We start from the raw sequence: 14,529 nt of genomic DNA, 5'->3' as shown, positions 1-14,529 counted from the left end.
ACTCCCCCTAAAATTAGAAATCTAAATGGCGCTTTCGATTCGTCGTAAACCATATCAACTAATCTCTTAATCGGCTTAATCAGAGAAAAGATACAAAACACAAATTTCCCAATTTTGCAGAAAATTCGACCTCCGATTCCCCTAAATAGAATCATCAATAATCCACCACAAAGGTTTACTAGTCCGATTACGGTTAATGCATTCATTCTTTATTAGCTAACGTAGAGGACAACCGCCGGCTATAAAACCGTCTACGATCATTCAAATTTCATTGTGTAAAACGGCTTCTGGCTATGGACGGTTAACGGTCGGATGCTCCGCCTTGTTCGACTTATTCTTGTGTGAGGCGAATAGATACTTTTTCTTTCGGCAGCTTGAAATATACCCTTAATAGTTCAACCCATTTTTTAATCTGTTCTGGCTTATCTCCTTCAATTGAAATGGTTGAGCCCAATCCGCTATTGCCTCCACCAGAAACGCTTACTCGCTCGATAATAATATCGTCTCCAATTTTGACCATGGGAAAGACACCTTTGGCAGGAGCCTCTGTAAGATTGATTTGGATTTGATACTTACGTCCGACTCCAAGACCCTGATGATACGCAATTATTGACTTGGCTTTAGTAAGTTCAAGTTTTTTGATTTTAGCCTTCATGGTCATGTTAAGTTGATCACCCTCTATCGCCACAGATGAGAGCTTCTGCCGTCCATTCCAAGTAAAGAAGTAGCAGTCACTAGCTAAAAGCATGCTAGATGTAATTAGTAATAATGTTAGTATCGTTTTCATGTGATTATTTTTTTGTCGAACGTAGAGCTCAACCGCGCCGTGTAAAACAGATTCGCGACCATTCACGTTCTTAGCTTAAAATGGTTTCTGGCTCACGGACGGTATCGCGTCGGATGAAGCGTCTTGTTAGGCTAGTTTTTTTCGCGAGCTGGCAACTTAGATAGCAAATCACCTGCGCAATGCACTTGGGTGAAGAAGTCAGGATCTTGCGGTTCTAGGCCACGCTGTTCGACAAGATTAGAATCAATCGTGATCGAAAATCCGTTATCTTTCAATGAACAGTACAGCTCATGACCTATAGCCCCTATCGACTTGCAGGTAAGATTTACATGGGGATGAGATCCATGCTCTGCGTGTGGGAAAATCAACCAGAAAGACTCTATGAGAGCTTTCTCTATTTCTGTGGGTTTGTATTGTGTATTCATATTCTTATATTGCCTAACGTAGAGATCAACCGCGCGCTGTAAAACAGATTCGCTACCATTAACGTTTTTAGCTCTGCAAAGTCATCGGACAACGAACGGTATCGCGTCGGATGAAGCGCCTTGTTCGCTTAGATTATTTTAGAGCGTTCTCCACCCAGAACTTCTCGATGGAATTACTAACGTGAAATGTCGAAACGTAAATTACTGGCATAAATACAGTGAGTGTAAGCCTCTGCTTAATGTCGAGATCTAAGAAAATCTTGGCAAACAGGAATGCTGCTAAGGCAGATAATACGTATTCTAAATAGGCCATGGGAATGGCGATCTCAAATAGCCAACCAAAAATCCATCCTAACATAACCATAATACAAAATCCTACAGAGCGCATGAATGAAACATCGAAATCGTCGCGCATAACGAACCATATTAAGATGTGCGCCAATGCTATATAAAGAAATATATGCAATACTCCTGAAAGCCCCAGATGAGACGCTCTCAAAGAACTCATGGCAATGATTACACCGCTTGTCATTGTTGACATTTTTTATTATTAGCGAACGTAAAGAACAACCGCCGCGTGTAAAACAGCCGCGAATCATTCATGGTTTTAGCTCTAAATCTTCACGGACTGCGAACGGTTAACGGTCGGATGCTTCGACTTGTTCGGCAATTTTTTTCTCTCGAAGGTCCGCTCTTAGTGTTTCGTTTTGATCTTCGATTAACTGATACTTACGAATCAAACGTAATGAATAAAGTAATGCTGCAATAGCCACGACCCATCCATAGAATCCAAAATCATATCTCATATCGCTCAAGGACTTATGCCTTTCGGTTCGTATCGCCAACCGATCACGATTCTCTGAAACATGCTCTGATGCGGCCAACTTCGATATGCTTTCCACGTCTCTCTCTGCATAGGCGTTGATTACCTGAAAAGCGACGACGCAAGCTACGCAAAAAACAGTGAGGAACAATAATAATGCTTGTCTCATATTATTATATTATAGCCGAACGTAGAGCTCAACCGCGCCGTGTAAAACAGTTTCGCATCATTCACGATTTTAGCTCTACAACTTCTTCGGACAACGAACGGTATCGCGTCGGATGAAGCGCCTTGTTCGGTTAATTTTTTTTCTTAATCGAAGGCTAGAACTTAGGATTGCCAATCGTCACTACAACCACGAGCAGCGAAAATATGAACAAGAGCACAATGTTTAACACGTTCTTATAGTGTGAAAATAAATCTCTCACGCCAAGATACAGCGGGGTCCACATCAGGGCAACGGCTAGAGCAGCAAAAGAAGCATTCTCTGGGCTATTACCTCTGCCTGGATAGTCACGGCAAAAATAATATGCAATTATCACCGGCATGATGATAAGTGCCATAGTCATTAGAATGTTATATAGTTCTATTGACTCTTTTTTTAGCTTTGACGTGTCCACTGAATCTTATTCTTACCGAACGTAGAGGTCTGCCGCCGCGTGTAAACCAGATTCAGACCGTGTGAATTTCTTAACTGTAAAACAGACTCGGGCTAAGGACGGTTAACGGTCGTCAGCACCGCCTTGTTCGACCACTTTCTTTGTCACTAGCAACGTCTTAGAAACGAACTTATCTGCCTTACTCTCCCCAGTCCATTCGGCCTTCAGTCCGGAACGACAAACCACCCGAACTCTCAACTTATCACCAACGACGGGTCGCAATCCCCCTGCTGTCATACGAAATACGTGCACCTCGCCAGGCCTCAGCTCGGCTACGCTTCGCCCTGTGGCACAACGTAACCCTCGGTCATGGTTCCATGTGCTACCTCGCCAAACATCCGTGTAATGAATCGGGATCTTGCTGACTCCATCGCTCGCATATGAGATCGTCTTGCTCGAAGTATTAATGATCCTGAGGTAAACTTCTCCCTTAAGTATCCCCGCATAAGTAACCTCAAGATAATCCACCCGCTTGGCTGGCAGCTTCGCCGATGCAGAATGGATAACCATCAATGCAACAAATAGAGTATGAACGAGGATCTTCATTATTGTCGAACGTAGAGCTCAACCGCGCCGTGTAAACCAGATTTGCAACCATTCACATTCTTAACTCTCAATGGTTTTTGACTCCCGGGCGGTATCGCGTCGGATGAAGCGCCTTGTTAGACGAAATTATTAGCTTGGTTCCGCATCAATTGGTGTTGAAAACCGCGAATAGCATGAACATGAACAAGCCAGACGGAAAGGCCAAAACCACCAGCAAATATAGCAGTCTATATATGGGGTGAGTGCCAGCATATGCTCTAGTCGGATCAGCCTTCATCGCTTTAACCATCCTTATCGCAGCTGATGCACCTCCAAGATGTAGAAAAACCCCACACACCGCACTAACGGCAAGCGCAATCCATGCGCCCTTTAATAGCCATACATGCTCAGGTGCACTTCCAATCAATGCCTTACGAAATGTGATCGAAAATGCTAATGCACCAGTGGAAACCGTAATCAGCCGATCTGTAAACTTATCTCGAGATTCCGCTTTGATGTCATTCATCTCGGCTAGCTTCTTATATATGGATTCGGTGTTCATATTATTATTCTTGTCTAACGTAGAGCTCAACCGCGCCGTGTAAAACAGATTCGCAACCATTCACGATCTTAGCTCTACAACTCCCTCGGACAACGAACGGTATCGCGTCGGATGAAGCGCCTTGTTAGACTCGTTTTTATTATTTACTGCCCGGCTGTTGAAGCCGGATCCGGCTGATGATCCAGACAGGAGCAACGTATCACCATCTCCCCCATATTTGGATATCGCCCTTCAACCCAAGTATAGACCCCTCCAGCTGGACACTTTGGCTCAGGCAAGTATCGATCCCTTCCCACAATGACACTCTTCAAGCCTTCCGGGGGATATATGCTGCGAGCTAAACCTTGTGCGCTGCGCGCGGCTTGCTGAACATTGTGAATGTTTGTTAGACATACTTTCCGATCGTCGTCTCGTTTATTCTTCAGGAAATAAAGAGTGCCACATACAAATAAAGTTGTAATCATAAGGAGGATATTCAATGTCCGAATTCTCATTATCATTGTCTAACGTAGAGCTCAACCGCGCACTGTAAAACAGATTCGCCGCCATTAACGATCTTAGCTCACAATAGTTTCTCGCTCACGGACGGTATCGCGTCGGATGAAGCGTCTTGTTCGGCCACATTTTTTGGTATTATGCAGATGCAAGATATGCCTGCAATAACCAGCCACCAATTGCGGCTTAAGTCAGCGTCAAGACTCGTCAATCCAAGATCGGTGTAGGATAAACCAAAGTAAGCTAAATGCACGAGAGCCGAAAGTAACCAGAATATCCTAGGGCTAAACTTAACAGGCAAAGCATAGAGTATCCGCCACCAGCCTGCGTAAATTAACCAGCCAGGGAGAAAATATAGATTAACCATAATGCCGATCGGAGGAACGAGCATTGTTAAAATCAAACCCATCACCCACCAAAGCCCAGTAAAGGCAAATATACCTGCAACAATTTTACGGAGCTTCATTTTTTCTTATTATTGCCGAACGTAGAGCTCAACCGCCGACGGGTGCGGGTCGCAGGCTGAGCATGGTTCAATGTGTCAAAAGTTCGCTGGCTCAGGACGGTTAACGGTCGGATGCAGCGCCTTGTTAGCTCATTTTTTGTAGTAGTTTCGTAGCGAGATTTAACGACAACTCTATCGATATTCTTCCGCCTAGGGAAACACCTTCATTCGTCCTCAAGAGAGTAAATGGCGCAAGACCCTTGATTTCTGTAAATCCATTATTCACTTTCGTGGTGATTTCGTAGTCTCCTTGATTCCTTCCACGGCCGATAATATAATCACCGTCATGCTCAAGCATATCTCTGATATTCTTGCCTTCAGCAAGTTGATTTTGAATGTCTTTTATCTCAGCTGAATATGATACTGATGCGAGATCAGTTTTGCTTAGCCAGTAAAGTAGGCTTCCTAGTGAAATTGCAAAAAAATGAGCGTCGCACCCAATACGATTAGCAGACTCGTCCGTTGGCGCAGAGAGAATGCGATTAGATTGCAGAATTACGCCGTTAAGCCACTTTATGGTGCGCGATTTTATTAGATGTGGTGGGTGCATATTATTAGCTAACGTCATAAGACACCCATCCACTACCGGGGGCGCGCTATGACTTCGGGGTTAAGGGTTGGAATCATCTGAAAAATTCGGCTCTGGACGGGTAGTGGATTGGTGTGCTCTGCCTTGTTAGCCTTGTTTTGTTTGGAGGTCCTTGCGAAGGTAGTGTCTTGTATGTTCACCGGCAAAGTGACAGAGAGTCCCATACTCTTCATAGCCGAGCTTCTTGTAGAACCCTAAGGCTTGGAAGCTATACGTGTCGAGCAGCACTTGCCGGCATCCCCGTTGTATCGCCTCGTTCTCTGCGGCCTTCACGATTGCAGTTGCCCGTCCTTCATTCCGGTAAGCGTCGGCAACCCATAGGAAGGCGATGTCTAGGTAATTCCAATAAGTCTTTCCGATCAGCCCAGCGACGATCTCTCCGTTGGCCAGACGATCAAAAACGCAGAGCGGCTCTACATCCTTGGGTATATGCTTCAGATTGAAGCTGCGGGTCTCGTCTATTATACGGTTCTCATCTTCTGCATTAGGGGCTGATGTCACCTCTAGGCTCATTTTTTTAGGCTAACGTAGAGCTCAACCGCCGCCGAGGCAAACGTCGAATACCCTCAATGGTTTTTCACTCTCAACAGTTTCTGGCCTAGGAACGGTTAACGGTCGGATGAAGCGCCTTGTTCGATCCGATTCTTATTCGGTTCACATCCATGTCCCAACACATAAAATAAGTATCAATGCTGCTACTGGATTCAACATGCCAACAAAAAACTTCATTCCCTGACTACACCTAGATCTAATCAACACCGTCGATGAATACACCTGAAGCAGCAACATTGGCAGGAAAACAATCACCCCCCAGAAAAGCGAAAAAATAATTACAGCATCCGTAAAGCCTTTTGCGGTCTTAATCAAATTTGGACTGAAATCTTGATATAGTAAAATACAGATAATTTGTGTAATGATCGGCAAAATAACCGCAAACGTTATATTCTTAGGCATTCTTATTCTTATCGAACGTAGAGCTCAACCGCGCCGTGTAAAACAGATTCGCACCATTAACGTATTTAGCTCTACAGCTACCTCGGACAACGAACGGTATCGCGTCGGATGAAGCGCCTTGTTGGGCTTATTTATTTGTGTCTGGCGCTATGGTGTGCGGCGAAGGATATAGCTCCACTAATGAATTCATGTCCGCTGATAATACCAAAACCTTCTCAAATATGCTCACGCCTACAAACGGCTTCTTGCTATGCTGTGCGAGAAGTTGAATATCAAAAGGTGTCTCGAAGTCCTCAAAAGACATTCGCCCAATATCATAATAGATGATTAACCAACTGCCTTCCGCATAATTCTTAGTTTGCTTCTTGGAGATGGCAATCTGTAGAAGATCCCAAGGATTAGTCACAGAATCTACACCATCGTATCCTGGATAATACTCTGGATCACCTGTGCGCCAGAATGCACCTCTCTTATAGCCTGGCCTTATAACTTCTGTAATCTCAATCGGTGCAATAGGTTCCTTGCGATCATTGTAAGCTAGAAAATCAGGATGAAGGTTCTGCGTCGCAAATGTAGGTGAAAACTCATTATATCGTTCTAGTAGTATGCATGTCCTACAAAGAACATCCCACTCTCTAAAATCTAGATTATTCTTCGCGAAGTAATCGCTGCCTGACATGGACTTCTTCTTCGTCTCGATCAATATGTGCTGTTGTGATATCGCCTGCATTATATTTCTTGCCCAACGTAGAGCTCAACCGCCGGTGTGACAAGGTCGAAGGCTGTGGGTGGTTGACTTCGTGAAATGGTTTCTGGCTGAGGACGGTTAACGGTCGGATGAAGCGCCTTGTTCGACCGATTTTTTGGATTAGTTAGCGAGCATCCATCCTCTCCAATAAATCTTCAAGCTCCTTCACCGAGTTAGACAAATCGTCATAAGCACTCTTCAACTCATCTAGATCTAACTTGTCCTTCTCTCTTTCTGTATCGATCTTAGTTGATATAGCTATCTCTGCCTCCATCTCCTCAATTCTCTGTTGCACCAGCAGTAAATTATCTTTTGAATACTTGATGCTGGCTACTGCATGCGCACGCTCATCACTGTAAGATCTTGAAGCTTCATTCATCGCCTTGGTTTCTTGTTATTCTTCATTATTGTCGAACGTAGAGCTCAACCGCGCCGTGTAAAACAGATTCGCAACCGTTCATGATCTTAGCTCACAATGGCTTCTGGCTCACGGACGGTATCGCGTCGGATGAAGCGCCTTGTTCGGCAAATTTATTGTCTTCGGAGCCAATCATATAGAGACAAGCTTACGATAACAACAGATAAGAATAACAGGGCATACGCTGATCGTGGTTTTGGAACACGTAGCCTTAAAGCTGTACTTGCTAAGCCTAAGGAACACGCAAAACATGCCTCCCACCTCAATTGATCCACCCAAGCTAAGGGATGCGGTGTGATCATCACTGGGCGTGATGACATAAACACAAATGGAAACACCAGAAAGACAAACCCTACAGCAATAGACATCCTATACCTTGCCATCAACGATACGCTATCATTCTCCTTCCGACAGAAGAGATATGTCGCAATGAAAGCACACACTGGAACCACCATTACACTTGCTGACTGCGTATTCATATTATTATAGCCGAACAGTTAAATGGACGGACGGTCGTAGTTTGTGGGATAGACGACTGGTTGGCTATCTTGAAGGATAGCTTTTTTTCGGGTTGAGGGTGTGTGAGGTGATTGCTGGGTGTTTTTGATGTGGAAGGGTGTTTGGTGGCTGAGTTTTCTTGGGTTCGTGGTGTTCTGTTTGCAGACCTATTGGTTTGTTACCTCTTGGGAGGTTGAAAATCGTGTTGACACATTGCGGCTTAGTAATACTCTTTTGAACATGTGTTCTAGTGAGTATATTGTCCGGCGAAAGCACTTGATGGATTATGGTCCGGTGGGTGTAGACAAAGGCACGAATTTACGGATGGAGGATGGTGATGGGGGTTTGGTTATTCTTCAGGGTTCGTTGGCCGAGGGACTTTTGGGGGATGCTGAGGCTTGGCTGATTGATCGGGCGCTGTTGGGTAGAGAGGTTTTTGCTGAGTTGTTTGCTGGTAGTTATAGTTATGGTGGTTATTGGGACTTCTCCAGCTTTGATCTAGGTGATGATTCCAAATTGGGTCTTTGTTCATTGCCGCATCGTGATTACCAGGGCGTTTCACGTTCAGAAACTACTCGCTGTGTTTCTGCTTTGTGGGAGGAGGGTAGTGATTATGATGCAGGGGATCGACCAACGGATTACCGGGAAGCAGGGCGGCGGGATGCTTTGAAGCGTAAAGTTGGTGATGAAATAGAGGGTGTATCACATCCAACTGGGGGGAGTGCCTATCAGGCGGATGGTGCTGCTGTTAATGCGGTGAAGAGTTTGTCCGATGCCTTGAGCGGTAGTGCTTTTTGGCAAGATTATCTCGTCTTGCTGGCGAAGAAGAAGATTCCACAGGCTTCGTTTGTCTATTACGGTCGACACTTGGAGCGGTGGGCGGATTTTTATCGGAATGAGGCGAAGTTCAGTAAAGGCAAGTGGCGGAAATCTGATGAGATAGATCGTGATGGTGGTTTGCGGGATCCAAATTCACAGAACGTCAATTCCCAGAACGACAGTTCGCGTGGTGCCCGTTCATATGATCGAAACGAAAGCCGTGGCCGACAGGATGGTTGTGGCGAGAATGGTGGAGGGAATGATGCCGTGAGTCGGCCTGATCCAGTGTCCAAGGCTGGTGGGATTGAGGGCACTGTGGAATATGTTTTGCAACGTCAGGCTAAAGCGCGGTCGGGCGTTAGCTGGTCCGAACTGAGCGGTGATGAACGTTTAATGCGATGGGTGGACTTTATGGGGCGAGTGATGGAGCCGTGGCAAATGAAACAGGCTGTGCAGGCGGTTTGTTGGGCCCACCGTGATATCTTGAAGAGCCCCTGGGCGTTGACGATGAACTGGCAGGTTGTTTATAGCCGAATCGATAGCTATGAGCCGTTGCACGGTGATTTGGCACGTGAGTTATCAGCGGAACAGCATGAGAATCTGATGAAAATTGCAGGTGTCCATGGTGATGCGTTGAAGTGGATTGAGGAATTGGTCGTTAAGCTCAGGGTTCGTGGTTACGCGCTGCGAACCGAGGAAAGTTATAAGAAGTGGGTGGTGGATTTTTTCCGCTGGTATGCGGCCGAGGGCTTTGGAGGTAAACCTGATTCAGATGCTGCAACTCGGTTTCTAACATATCTGGCAATGGAGCGCCGTGTGGGTGTGAATACTCAGAAGCAGGCAGTGAACGCATTGGCGTTTTTGTATAAGTCTGTATTTTTGTTAGAAGAATTTAGTCTTGGTGATTTTTGCAAGGGTGCTGGGAGGAGATCTCTTCCGGTGGTGATGAGTGAGGGTGAAGTTGTTAGGGTGTTAGGAGAAATGAATGGAGTTTCGCAGTTGATGGCGAAGCTGATGTATGGCGCAGGTCTGCGATTGATGGAGTGTATGCGGCTTCGGGTTAAGGATGTGGATTTTGCCAATGGGTATATCGAAGTCGTGCGCGGTAAGGGAGGCAAATCCAGGCATACTCCCCTGCCCCGCTCGCTAGTCGAAAGTCTCAAGGCACAGATTGAGAAAGTGAAGAAGGTTCAGGACGCTGATGCGAAGTCCGGAACGAGTGGTGTGTGGATGCCTGATGCTCTTGCAGTTAAGAATCCTGGTGCGGCTAAGTCATTGACTTGGATGTGGTTGTTTCCAAGTGAGAAGTTGTCTCAGGACCCAAAGTCGGGAGCTGTTAGGCGACATCATCTGAGTGAGACTGTTGTGCAGAGGGCACTTAAAAAAGCTGTCAAGGAGAGTGGGATTTTGAAGCGTGTTAGTTGCCATACTTTACGGCATTCTTTTGCGACGCATTTGCTTCAGAGGGGTCAGGATATTCGGACTGTGCAGGAACTGTTAGGTCATGCGGATGTTTCTACTACGATGATTTATACGCATGTTCTGAATCGACCTGGTGATGCTGTTAGGAGTCCCCTGGATGAGCTTTGATTTTTTGACCGCGAATCTTACTAATCGAGCGAATCTTTGCTTTCGGTGGCTGCCGCCCTTGGTCGATCTGAAGGGTGTGATTCAGAGACCAATCCTAGATGGTTACTACTTTGTTAGGGCGTGGCCATTTATCATGATTCACACTGATGAAGTGTGCCATATCGCGTTGTGCTGTCGAGATGTAAAGGGGTTAGCTGTCGCGGCACCCCATTGTTGTTTTTGTGCTTTTTTTTTGGAGGCTGTCGACAGGCTGGCGTTTTTCGATTAGAAGGTAATTTTGACGGTTGCTGTGGCAGCGGTGGTAGGATCCGGGCGCTGGTCGAGAGATTTGGCAATCGCCTGCATTGTTCGGTTCACCTTTCCTTGGAATAGTATTTTTCCTTCGGATGATTTGATGGTGATCGGCTGGTCTAAATTGAGGAGTTGATCGGAAAGGCGGACGATGATTGAATTTAGCGCCATTTCCTGATCCTTCAGTTTTGAGTTGTCGACTGTTAGAGTGATAGTTTGTCCGTCGACTTCTGCGGTGATGAGTTGGTTGTGCTTGGGATCTTCATTTTCCAACCAATAAAATCTTTGGATAGTAATGTCGTCCTGGTGCCAGAGGATTTTTGTCGGCCATGGGTTTCTGGTATACTCGGCCATCCATGGGACCGCTTGTTTGTCTTCGCGGTTCATCCAGTGACCGTGTTGCGGATAGACGATGCATTTGTGAGGATAGCCGCCAGGGTCAGAGGCAGCGAGTTGATCCAGTTTGATCCCCCATTCTGTGCAAAGTTTGGCTCGGTTGTATGCGTGGTCTTTTCCACCGCACTGGATGAAGTAGGCAAGATTTCTGAGATTGTAGGTTTGAGCATCTCCCGGGTGTCCGGCCATCATTGCGGCCCCTGCCCAGCGATCAGCCATTCTAGGCGCTAGCTGATAGGTGCCGTCGCCGCCGGCTGAGTAACCCATGATGTAGACTTTGTTAGGATTGATTCCTTTGATCGCAATGAAGTTTTCGATGAGCCGATCGAACAGGCCATCGATGTGGGCTTCGTGCCAAAGGTTCCAGGTATTGGTCGGGGCCCTAGGAGCGAGGTAGATACCTTCTTTGGGTGAGTAGAGTTTGATTTGGTTTTGCCATTGCCCGTCGTTGACTTGAGCTGGTGCGTTTCCGCCGCCGTGCATCGAGATATAGAGGGAGTGTCCGTCTTTTGGTTCGTCACCCAGAGTGCGGTATTCGTAGCGCAAGGTTTTGTCGCCGATGGTGATTGATTTTGCGTCGAACTCTTTTTGCCTCTCGGCACGGAGCGTGGCGATACGATCCGCCAACAGAAGTGAAGTGGCTTTTTCCGCTTCTTCTTTTGTTAGGGGAATGTTGGCGAATTTTTGTTCTGATAGATCGGTCTGGTTTTCGGATCGGAGTGAAAGGTGGCTGCGGAGGTCTTCGATGACTGAAGATGTGGGTGCAGTCGTTTTTTCCGGGATGGGGGTGTCGGGTTCTTTGGATTTTTCCGAGTCGGCCTGTTTACACGCAATCAGGCTGAGAGCACACAGAAGTGGGATGAATTTATTCATATGCGAATATTAGGTGATGTCTTTGGAATTTTGAAACCGCTAAATGGTTTTTTGAACGATGGCAAATTTGTCTGGTAGCCGACTTCGTTTTTCGAAACCGGATCATACAGGCTGGGTCTGGTGAAATTTTTCCTAGTCTGTTTTCTGGCCGACTCCATCAGATTCGGTATTGAGGTCTGAATCTGTGATTTTTTGACGGCTCCAGAATACAATGGTGTGGGTCATTGCACAGGGAGGTTATTTCTGTGCGATTCTCAGGGCTCTAAATATGGCAGTTAGATGGCTTAACTTACTGGTATTAGGTGATTTACAATCGCCTACTAAAATGATGGTTTTTGAGCACATTTTGGGGTGGGTTTTACTCTTAGGGCCTATATGTAGTGAAACTTTGTTTGAATTGTTGGGTGAGTTGGTTTTTTGTTGGGATAGGACTAATACGACGGATGGGACGTATGGGTGGGGAGTTTGCGACTGTCGTCGGAGGGTTGATCATGACCGAGACGGGTCATGCCACTGTTTTGTGACTCTATTTTCGCAGGGCGATCGCTAAAATGGCGATGTCTGCGGGGGTGATTCCGGAGATTCGGGCGGCTTGGCCTAGGGTGGTGGGACGGATTTTATCGAGGTGATGACGGGCTTCGGCTTTGAGGCCGTTGACTTTTTCGTAGTCGAATTTATCCGGAATGCGCTTGTCTTCCATGCGCTGGAGTCGGTCGATCTGGGTCTGTTGGCGGTCGAGGTGACCGGCGTATTTGAAGTCGGTTTCGAGAAGGGACCAGAGATGGGCGGGGGCTTGGTTGAGGATTTCTTCCGGGAGGGTTTTCCAGGAGTTTTCGGAGCGGCGGAACCAGTGGTCGAGTTTTACGCCATCGTGGGAAATGGTGGGGATGAGCTTTTTGGCGGCATCCAGTTCAGTGATTTTCTGGCTAATGCGGTCGGCGCGGAGGCCTGTGACGAGTCCGTTTTCTATTGCTAGCGGAGTAAGGCGGAGGTCGGCGTTGTCTTGGCGGAGAAGGAGACGGTATTCGGCGCGGGAGGTGAACATGCGGTAGGGTTCGGTAGTGCCTTTGGTGACGAGGTCATCGATCATGACTCCGAGGTAGGCTTGATCGCGGCGGAGAATGAAGTCTGGTTTGCCGAGGATTTTGAGGGCGGCGTTGGTTCCCGCGATGAGGCCTTGGCCGGCTGCTTCCTCGTATCCGGAGGTGCCGTTGATCTGTCCGGCGAAGTAGAGGCCGGAGATTTTTTTGGTTTCGAGGGTGGGGGAAAGCTGGGTGGGCGGGCAGTAGTCGTATTCTACGGCGTAGCCGGGACGGATGATCTGGGCGTTTTCGAGTCCAGGGATGGAGTGGATGAAGTCGAGCTGGACGTCGTAGGGGAGGGAGGTTGAGACGCCGTTGATGTAGTATTCGTGCGTGTGGCGGCCTTCGGGCTCGAGGAAGACTTGGTGGCGTTCTTTTTCGGCGAACTTGACGACTTTGTCCTCGATGGACGGGCAGTAGCGGGGGCCGGGGCCTTCGATTTTGCCGCAATACATGGGGGATTTATCGAGGTTGTTGCGGATGATGTCGTGGGTTTTGGGGGTGGTCCAGGTAATGTAGCAGGGTAATTGTTCCACGTGGAACTCGCCGAAGGCGAGAGATTCCAGATTAGAGAGTCCAGAGTCCAGATTGGTGGCTGCCACTTCGTGGCCATTCAATGTGTGGAGGTCGTTGGGGGATTTGGTTAAGGTGTCGGCTAGGTATGAGAAGAAGGGTGGGGGGGTGTCGCCGTGTTGGGGTTCGGTTTTTGAGAAGTCGATGGACTTGCCGTTGATTCGGCAGGGGGTGCCGGTTTTGAATCGGTCGACTTGGAAGCCTAGTTTATGGAGGGAGTCGGAGACGGTTGAGGTGGCATCGCCCATGCGGCCACCTTTTTCGTTTTTGAGGCCGACGTGCATGAGTCCGCGCATGAAAGTGCCGGCTGAGAGCACGACGGACTTGGCGTTGATTTGCATCTGGAGGCTAGTGGTGACTCCAGTGATGTGGTCGTTTTCTACGAGGATCTCGGCAACGTTCGCCTGGTGGAGGTCTATGCCGGGTGTAGATTCGAGGGTGTGTTTGATGCGGAACTGGTAGGCTTTTTTATCGCACTGGGCACGGGGGGCGCGGACGGAGGGGCCTTTTCCGGCATTGAGCATGCGGAACTGGATACCGGTGGCATCGGTGTTCAGGCCCATGGCTCCACCCAGGGCGTCGATTTCTCGGACCATGTGTCCTTTTGCTAATCCACCGATGGCGGGGTTGCAGGACATGGCGCCGATGGTGTCGAGGTTCTGGGTGAGGACGGCTACGCTGCAGCCGAGTCGGGCAGCGGCGAGAGCGGCTTCAACTCCAGCGTGGCCGGCACCGATGACGAGGACATCGTAAGTCTTTGGGTAAGTGAACACGGTGGGTATTTAGCTCTAAAGATTTAAGTTTCAAACTCCAAATGAGCTGTCATGTCAAAGATGTGGGCAGATGTTCCACGTGGAACATGATCGAGTGTCGATTGATGAGAGTGCTGTTGATCCGTGAAATGGGTGGTGTTATAT

The 14,529-nt window shown here is 47.6% G+C and carries 15 protein-coding genes; 1 reads left to right on the top strand and 14 read right to left on the bottom strand.

Annotated features, from left to right (window positions below; translation table 11 throughout):
• Positions 1 to 331: 331 nt before the first annotated feature.
• The 12 genes from ACSPJT_RS11655 to ACSPJT_RS11600 form a co-directional block, all read right to left on the bottom strand.
• Positions 332 to 787 carry a hypothetical protein gene (locus tag ACSPJT_RS11655; protein WP_435892728.1) on the bottom strand — a complete coding sequence of 152 codons (456 nt, stop codon included), beginning with the start codon at positions 785 to 787 and terminating at the stop codon, positions 332 to 334.
• 131 nt (positions 788 to 918) lie between these two features.
• Entirely contained in the window at positions 919 to 1,212 is a 294-nt protein-coding gene (locus ACSPJT_RS11650) for a hypothetical protein (RefSeq protein ID WP_435892727.1), read from the bottom strand.
• A 133-nt stretch (positions 1,213 to 1,345) separates the two neighbouring features.
• Positions 1,346 to 1,753, bottom strand: coding sequence for a hypothetical protein (locus tag ACSPJT_RS11645; RefSeq protein WP_435892726.1), 408 nt, complete (start codon positions 1,751 to 1,753; stop codon positions 1,346 to 1,348).
• A 97-nt stretch (positions 1,754 to 1,850) separates the two neighbouring features.
• Positions 1,851 to 2,204: a hypothetical protein gene (locus tag ACSPJT_RS11640; protein ID WP_435892725.1), complete on the bottom strand. Its 354-nt coding sequence runs from the start codon at positions 2,202 to 2,204 to the stop codon at positions 1,851 to 1,853.
• 154 nt (positions 2,205 to 2,358) lie between these two features.
• Positions 2,359 to 2,598 carry a hypothetical protein gene (locus ACSPJT_RS11635; protein ID WP_435892724.1) on the bottom strand — a complete coding sequence of 80 codons (240 nt, stop codon included), beginning with the start codon at positions 2,596 to 2,598 and terminating at the stop codon, positions 2,359 to 2,361.
• A 159-nt stretch (positions 2,599 to 2,757) separates the two neighbouring features.
• Positions 2,758 to 3,240, bottom strand: coding sequence for a hypothetical protein (locus tag ACSPJT_RS11630; protein ID WP_435892723.1), 483 nt, complete (start codon positions 3,238 to 3,240; stop codon positions 2,758 to 2,760).
• A 145-nt stretch (positions 3,241 to 3,385) separates the two neighbouring features.
• Positions 3,386 to 3,781 carry a hypothetical protein gene (locus tag ACSPJT_RS11625; RefSeq protein WP_435892722.1) on the bottom strand — a complete coding sequence of 132 codons (396 nt, stop codon included), beginning with the start codon at positions 3,779 to 3,781 and terminating at the stop codon, positions 3,386 to 3,388.
• Between the two features lie 562 nt (positions 3,782 to 4,343).
• Entirely contained in the window at positions 4,344 to 4,742 is a 399-nt protein-coding gene (locus ACSPJT_RS11620) for a hypothetical protein (RefSeq protein ID WP_435892721.1), read from the bottom strand.
• 124 nt (positions 4,743 to 4,866) lie between these two features.
• Complete coding sequence (locus tag ACSPJT_RS11615) at positions 4,867 to 5,331, bottom strand: hypothetical protein (protein WP_435892720.1); 465 nt, start codon at positions 5,329 to 5,331, stop codon at positions 4,867 to 4,869.
• Between the two features lie 126 nt (positions 5,332 to 5,457).
• Positions 5,458 to 5,883, bottom strand: coding sequence for a GNAT family N-acetyltransferase (locus ACSPJT_RS11610; RefSeq protein ID WP_435892719.1), 426 nt, complete (start codon positions 5,881 to 5,883; stop codon positions 5,458 to 5,460).
• A 568-nt stretch (positions 5,884 to 6,451) separates the two neighbouring features.
• Positions 6,452 to 7,054: a hypothetical protein gene (locus ACSPJT_RS11605; protein WP_435892718.1), complete on the bottom strand. Its 603-nt coding sequence runs from the start codon at positions 7,052 to 7,054 to the stop codon at positions 6,452 to 6,454.
• A 142-nt stretch (positions 7,055 to 7,196) separates the two neighbouring features.
• Entirely contained in the window at positions 7,197 to 7,451 is a 255-nt protein-coding gene (locus ACSPJT_RS11600) for a hypothetical protein (protein ID WP_435892717.1), read from the bottom strand.
• 816 nt (positions 7,452 to 8,267) lie between these two features.
• Here ACSPJT_RS11600 and ACSPJT_RS11595 point away from each other — a divergent pair.
• The gene (locus ACSPJT_RS11595; RefSeq protein ID WP_435892716.1) at positions 8,268 to 10,397 is read left to right on the top strand and encodes an integron integrase; all 2,130 of its coding nucleotides are present in this window, start codon (positions 8,268 to 8,270) and stop codon (positions 10,395 to 10,397) included.
• Between the two features lie 264 nt (positions 10,398 to 10,661).
• Here ACSPJT_RS11595 and ACSPJT_RS11590 read toward each other — a convergent pair whose 3' ends face one another.
• Together ACSPJT_RS11590 and ACSPJT_RS11585 are read right to left on the bottom strand one after the other, a co-directional pair.
• The gene (locus ACSPJT_RS11590) at positions 10,662 to 11,957 is read right to left on the bottom strand and encodes an alpha/beta hydrolase (protein WP_435892715.1); all 1,296 of its coding nucleotides are present in this window, start codon (positions 11,955 to 11,957) and stop codon (positions 10,662 to 10,664) included.
• 526 nt (positions 11,958 to 12,483) lie between these two features.
• A complete protein-coding gene (locus ACSPJT_RS11585; protein WP_435892714.1) occupies positions 12,484 to 14,385 on the bottom strand; it encodes a tRNA uridine-5-carboxymethylaminomethyl modification enzyme MnmG/GidA in 1,902 nt (633 codons plus the stop codon).
• Between the last annotated feature and the right edge of the window lie 144 nt (positions 14,386 to 14,529).

It is taken from the genome of Oceaniferula spumae, assembly GCF_042849255.1.
GTDB classification, from domain to species: Bacteria; Verrucomicrobiota; Verrucomicrobiia; order Verrucomicrobiales; family Akkermansiaceae; genus Oceaniferula; species Oceaniferula spumae.
Note: the sequence above shows the minus strand (reverse complement) of the source record. Positions and strands in the feature narration are given on the sequence as shown.

Excerpts from the sequence above, each read along its gene's own strand:
- ACSPJT_RS11655 (WP_435892728.1), bottom strand. The coding sequence starts at position 787 with ATGAAAACGATACTAACATTATTACTAATTACATCTAGCATGCTTTTA.
- ACSPJT_RS11650 (WP_435892727.1), bottom strand. The coding sequence starts at position 1,212 with ATGAATACACAATACAAACCCACAGAAATAGAGAAAGCTCTCATAGAG.
- ACSPJT_RS11645 (WP_435892726.1), bottom strand. The coding sequence starts at position 1,753 with ATGTCAACAATGACAAGCGGTGTAATCATTGCCATGAGTTCTTTGAGA.
- ACSPJT_RS11640 (WP_435892725.1), bottom strand. The coding sequence starts at position 2,204 with ATGAGACAAGCATTATTATTGTTCCTCACTGTTTTTTGCGTAGCTTGC.
- ACSPJT_RS11635 (WP_435892724.1), bottom strand. The coding sequence starts at position 2,598 with ATGGCACTTATCATCATGCCGGTGATAATTGCATATTATTTTTGCCGT.
- ACSPJT_RS11630 (WP_435892723.1), bottom strand. The coding sequence starts at position 3,240 with ATGAAGATCCTCGTTCATACTCTATTTGTTGCATTGATGGTTATCCAT.
- ACSPJT_RS11625 (WP_435892722.1), bottom strand. The coding sequence starts at position 3,781 with ATGAACACCGAATCCATATATAAGAAGCTAGCCGAGATGAATGACATC.
- ACSPJT_RS11620 (WP_435892721.1), bottom strand. The coding sequence starts at position 4,742 with ATGAAGCTCCGTAAAATTGTTGCAGGTATATTTGCCTTTACTGGGCTT.
- ACSPJT_RS11615 (WP_435892720.1), bottom strand. The coding sequence starts at position 5,331 with ATGCACCCACCACATCTAATAAAATCGCGCACCATAAAGTGGCTTAAC.
- ACSPJT_RS11610 (WP_435892719.1), bottom strand. The coding sequence starts at position 5,883 with ATGAGCCTAGAGGTGACATCAGCCCCTAATGCAGAAGATGAGAACCGT.
- ACSPJT_RS11605 (WP_435892718.1), bottom strand. The coding sequence starts at position 7,054 with ATGCAGGCGATATCACAACAGCACATATTGATCGAGACGAAGAAGAAG.
- ACSPJT_RS11600 (WP_435892717.1), bottom strand. The coding sequence starts at position 7,451 with ATGAATGAAGCTTCAAGATCTTACAGTGATGAGCGTGCGCATGCAGTA.
- ACSPJT_RS11595 (WP_435892716.1), top strand. The coding sequence starts at position 8,268 with ATGGATTATGGTCCGGTGGGTGTAGACAAAGGCACGAATTTACGGATG.
- ACSPJT_RS11590 (WP_435892715.1), bottom strand. The coding sequence starts at position 11,957 with ATGAATAAATTCATCCCACTTCTGTGTGCTCTCAGCCTGATTGCGTGT.